The sequence below is a fragment of the Sporosarcina koreensis genome, assembly GCF_001531445.1.
GTDB lineage: Bacteria > Bacillota > Bacilli > Bacillales_A > Planococcaceae > Sporosarcina > Sporosarcina koreensis_C.
Map to the genome: position 1 here is coordinate 18,049 of NZ_LQYA01000251.1, position 5,047 is coordinate 23,095.

The 5,047-nt window shown below is 42.0% G+C and carries 5 protein-coding genes; 1 reads left to right on the forward strand and 4 read right to left on the reverse strand.

Annotated features, from left to right (window positions below; all coding sequences use genetic code 11):
• Together AWV70_RS24950 and AWV70_RS21000 are read right to left on the reverse strand one after the other, a co-directional pair.
• The coding region (locus AWV70_RS24950; RefSeq protein WP_235588795.1) for a 2-oxoglutarate dehydrogenase E1 subunit family protein at nucleotides 1-281 on the reverse strand (281 nt) is incomplete at its 3' end.
• A 199-nt stretch (nucleotides 282-480) separates the two neighbouring features.
• Nucleotides 481-1,557 (reverse strand): undecaprenyldiphospho-muramoylpentapeptide beta-N-acetylglucosaminyltransferase, encoded by a 1,077-nt coding sequence (locus AWV70_RS21000; protein WP_060210440.1) that lies wholly within the window; start codon nucleotides 1,555-1,557, stop codon nucleotides 481-483.
• Between the two features lie 153 nt (nucleotides 1,558-1,710).
• Between AWV70_RS21000 and AWV70_RS21005 the strand changes: the two genes are divergently transcribed.
• The gene (locus AWV70_RS21005; RefSeq protein WP_060210441.1) at nucleotides 1,711-3,060 is read left to right on the forward strand and encodes an MATE family efflux transporter; all 1,350 of its coding nucleotides are present in this window, start codon (nucleotides 1,711-1,713) and stop codon (nucleotides 3,058-3,060) included.
• A gap of 34 nt (nucleotides 3,061-3,094) precedes the next feature.
• Here AWV70_RS21005 and AWV70_RS21010 read toward each other — a convergent pair whose 3' ends face one another.
• Together AWV70_RS21010 and AWV70_RS21015 are read right to left on the reverse strand one after the other, a co-directional pair.
• Complete coding sequence (locus AWV70_RS21010; protein ID WP_060210442.1) at nucleotides 3,095-4,174, reverse strand: Ger(x)C family spore germination protein; 1,080 nt, start codon at nucleotides 4,172-4,174, stop codon at nucleotides 3,095-3,097.
• A partial coding sequence (locus AWV70_RS21015; RefSeq protein WP_201024430.1) for a GerAB/ArcD/ProY family transporter occupies nucleotides 4,167-5,047 on the reverse strand: 881 nt, incomplete at its 5' end. The genes AWV70_RS21015 and AWV70_RS21010, both read right to left, overlap by 8 nt.

Below are 5,047 nucleotides of genomic sequence, written 5' to 3' on the forward strand. Positions count from 1 at the left end.
TATATATCCGAGGCAAGATGCCCGTATGCGCGGATTGCGTCAACTAGCGTGTAAGCGGCCAGCACTTTTCCAAAATCACTTGCAGGCACAGCTGTCATCGCTGCAGTTTGTTCTGCTCCTTCAATCGAAGGCGCTCCATAGCTTCTGAACATTTCAGCAAGCTCGGGATCCACCGATTCGGGTGACACTTTGAACTGTTCATACATTTCCATTACATACCCAAGGTTCGGACCAGAAAATACCGAGTAAGGGGAACGTTGGGTACCAACATTGTTCGACATGTAAAATGACCTCCACATTTTGCCTATTGGCATGTTGTGTTTCTATTTTTTATCCGTATCCATATTACCACGCAAATAATAGAACGGGAAGGGATTAGTTCTATTTTATTGACATTTTCGCCTTTGACAAAATAGATTCCCTATTATTTATTTGCAACTCTCTTTTGTTCTTTTTACGACCACCCAAAGCCTAATGCAGCTAATTTTTGTATGAAAGAATCAAATCCGCCATTGTTTCAGGAGATTTAGTGTGTGAGACTTTTCTCATATTGGATACAAGATTATCTTTATCATCCCTTAGAGTTGTGAAAAGACTAGCCAAAGAAACTTCGTCCAGCTCCTCTTCCTGAGCGACTTTCGCTATGCCGAGGGATTTGAATAGGGATGCATTCAACAGCTGATCTCCCCTGCTTTGCGCAGCGGATAAAGGAATAAGCAGCATAGGCTTCAGTACAGACAGCAATTCGAATATGGCATTGGACCCCGCGCGTGACACGGCATAATCGGATGCTGCCAATAAATGCGGCAACCCTTCAGTCACGTACTCGAACTGTGTATAGCCCTTCCGATGTTCCAAGGATTCATCAATGTTCCCTTTGCCGCACAGGTGGATGATTTCAAATTTTTCCAGTGCTGTATCCAATTCTTTTCGCACAGCGTTGTTAAGCACTGCTGAACCTTGGCTGCCGCCCATGACGATGAATACAGGCTTTTCTCCCGTCAAGCCTGCAATGCGCAACCCTTCCTTCCTGTCTCCTTGGAATATTTCAGGTCTGATGACAGCACCTGTACAAGTCGCTTTCCCTGCAGGCACATAGTCAAGTGTCTGCTCGAAGACCGTGAAAATATGTTTTGAAAAAGGAAGAGCCAACTTGTTCGCAAGTCCCGGTGTAACGTCTGATTCATGGACGACGACCGGAATCTTCGCAAGCTTTGCAGCTAGAACGACAGGCACCGATACAAATCCGCCTTTTGAAAAAATGATTTCCGGCTTCACCTTGCGCAATATCGAATAGGCCTGTATGGTTCCGGCTCCGACCTTGAAAGGATCAGAAAAGTTCTTCATGGAAAAATAACGTCTTAATTTGCCGCTTTGGATGGCATGATAGGTTACTTCACGATGGCCATCCTTTATCAATTCTTTTTCAATCCCATCGTGTGAACCGATATAATGGATTTCATATCCTTTTTCAATAAACACAGGTATAAGCGCTTCATTGACGGAAACATGCCCTGCTGTTCCGCCTCCTGTTAATACAACTACCGGCCGTTTCATTTGGCCATTCACCTCATCTAATTATTTGTAAGCAATATATCCTTCTACTTCTTTGTTATTATAGCAGACAAATCATGATACAATGTTGATTGATTCACATCCGATAGTATATTCGGAGGAATTATTTTTTGTTGATTAGAAAGGGGAATCGTATTGGAAAACGTTCTACCGTTGCGCCAAAAAACATTGAATTTCACAAAAATAGTTGTTCCGATATTGATTACTCAAGTCGCACTTTATTTGATGACTTTTTTCGATATCCTGATGACGGGAAGATATGACACCCATGACCTGGCTGGTGTAACAATTGGTTCATCCTTCTGGGTGCCGGTATATACGGGGTTATCTGGAATTCTGATGGGGCTTACCCCGATGGTTGCCCATTATATTGGAGGAAATCGGAAGAACGAAGTACGTCCATCGGTCCAGCAAGGTTTATATGTATCGGTCGTACTTGCTGCGGTCGTATTTACAATCATGATGCTCGCAGTCATCCCTTCCCTTCATCATATGCCTCTTGAAGGTCAAGTTAGGATAGTTGCCGCGGATTACTTGAAAGGGATGAGCATCGGCCTTCTTCCACTGTTCGCATACACCGTCCTACGGGCATTTTTTGACGCGCTAGGGGCGACTCGAGTATCGATGTCGATCATCCTTCTATCCGCACCCATAAACATTGTACTTAATTATCTGCTTATCTTCGGTAAGTTCGGGTTTCCGGAACTGGGCGGCGCGGGTGCGGGCTATGCATCCGGCATAACGTATTGGATTGTTTTCGGTATTGCTTTCATGATTGCGAAAATGCGAAAGCCATTCCAACATTTCGCCCTCTTTTCCAATTGGGGACGGGTTTCCTTTACTAGATGGAAAGAGATACTGAAAATCGGTGTGCCGATCGGTTTATCGATATTTGTTGAAATCAGTATTTTTTCAGTTGTAACGCTTTTAATGAGTGGCTATACGACTGAAACAATTTCAGCCCACCAGATCGCCTTGAATTTTACGTCATTGCTTTATATGGTGCCTTTAAGCATTTCAATGGGGGCGACGATTTTGGTCGGCCAGGCTGTTGGGGCAGGACAATTGAAAGAAGCCAAACACTACAGCTTTCTTGCCGTGGGTCTCGCCATTCTATTCAGTTTCATCTCGATCGTCATCCTATTGACTTTCAGGGAACCGATCGCTTCCCTCTACACAGCTGACATGGCTATCATTCAACTGGCTACCCATTTCTTCCTGTTCGCCGCATTCTTCCAATTATCGGATGCCATTCAAGCGCCGATTCAAGGGTCTTTGCGTGGCTACAAAGACGTCAATATGACATTCATTATGGCAATCATCTCCTTTTGGGTGATCGGCTTGCCGGTCGGTTATTTGACTGCAAAATTCACTGACCTTGGCCCTTACGGCTATTGGGTAGGACTGATTGTCGGCTTGACGATTGGAGCTATCACGTTAAGCATTCGGCTAGTCCATATACAAAGAAAACATTCAAAAAAATGAATCCCGATGCCGTCATTATGCGGCTCGGGATTTTTTAGTCAAAAATACTAGTCCTTTTCATATTCACATTAACATCAACTTCGATTGATAAAGCAGCGTACGTTTCCTGCCAATCTCCCTTCTTCCATAAATCTTGATGGAATGCATGGACTCTTCGCCCAACACCGAAAATATCACTTTTTGCTTCCTGAGTTGTTGTGATGATTTTTTCAAAGTCCTTTTTTATTTCACCAGACAGAAATTTCTCCGCCTCGTTTCTGGTTCCTTTTTTGTACAAGTCATTTGGAGGAAATTCATCAACGCTAATATCGATATCAAAGTGCATATTGACCTTCTCATTTGAAATCTTCAACTTTCGACGAACTTTTATAACTTCAATCGTAATAGGACTGTTTTTTTCTTTCCATTCATAACTAAGGCGGGTATACTTTCCAAGTTTGCTTTTCATCAAGTTCGCCAAAATCGCCTCTTGTTTCCCTAATGTTTGTCCCGTGAATTTATTATTGCTGAACAGAGCGATTCCATCCAAAGTGGGGATTCCGTTATCATCGATGATCATGTATGGTAAATCCAAGTCCATAGAATCATCAAGCAATAATTTCACTGCGTTTTCCATTGTGCTTACCGACGTGTAAGTATACAGCTCAGCCGTACGCAGTAATTCGGGGTAATAGTTAGCTACTTCGCTTTTGACTGCGCCCGGGGGAGTGAAATATTGCTCCATATCTCCTTCCACTATAACAATGTAGCTTGTAATGCGATTCCGTGGTGTTCTAAAAAACATGTCTAACTCAGGATAAAGGTTTTTTTTCGCCATTTCACTTGATAGTAATAATACTTCTAGATGTGATACGTCAAGTGCTTCCATTGTATGATGGGTCGCATCTTCACGGGCGGCACGTGTCGAAATTCCCGTCCCTTCAGATTTTGTGTAAGTAATCGTTTGTTGTTCAAAAGTCGGAAAAGAAAATATCGCTTTTACTTCATTCTCCCCTTCTCCATTTGTCAACCCCATAACAGGAACGATTGTAATGTCCTTATATTGCGCTTCATCCCAACATCCTCCAAGCAAAAACAGAACAAATAAAAATACCATCAACATTTTTTTATTCATTTTTGCTCCTCCTATTGAGCAAAATGACAATAGCAGGAATCAATATTGTAAAAAGTATGTGCGGGTAGACAATTAATTGCCGCAGCATATCGCTTCGATCTTTCGTCGCAAAAAAAGAAGCAATGATGATTATCAGGAAATGAGACAAGATGGTGATGCGTTTGCTCTCATTGTTGAAATAGACACGACGGCCTTGAACGCACATGAAAAAATAAAGTGTTATGGCAACGACGCTCCAAATCACCCATATGAACAAGAAAAACAAATCCAGTCGCTCAACGAATGTAACTTTTTGGGCTTTCAAAATGTGAAGGAGCGGTTCTGGAATGAACTCGATTGTATTCACCGGAAAAAATAGAAGAATGAAAACTAATATCGTAAAGAAAAAAAAGAACCAAGTGGACTGGTAAATGAATAACGGAATGCCTTTAACCTGCTGGATGACGTATTTCCTGAAAAACAAATAGAGTTCTATTCCGATGAAAGTGCCTTGTGTCATGAACAATCCTTTCAATAAAGGCTTGATATTCGCCAATTCAATAGGAAACAACCAAGTCCAAACGAGATCTGGTGTTGCCATAAATAAAAAGACGATGAATATTGGAAATAACGGTAAGATGATAGCCGGCAAATTAATAACTGACTCGATTCTTCTCGTGTTTGCGTAGAGCGACACCCCAACGATGATTGCCATTGTTACAATTTGAGGCGTGTGCGGGAATATCCACACAGCCAGCGTGTAATTGATATAAGCAAGAAATGAAATGATTGTGAAAGACCAATAAGCAATATACAATGCTGCAACGAATCGACCTGGTTTGAATCGTTCATAGAACTTTTCATAGAGCAGCAATTGGATGTAATGAAATATGC

Excerpts from the sequence above, each read along its gene's own strand:
- AWV70_RS21010 (WP_060210442.1), bottom strand. The coding sequence starts at position 4,174 with ATGAATAAAAAAATGTTGATGGTATTTTTATTTGTTCTGTTTTTGCTT.
- AWV70_RS21000 (WP_060210440.1), bottom strand. The coding sequence starts at position 1,557 with ATGAAACGGCCGGTAGTTGTATTAACAGGAGGCGGAACAGCAGGGCAT.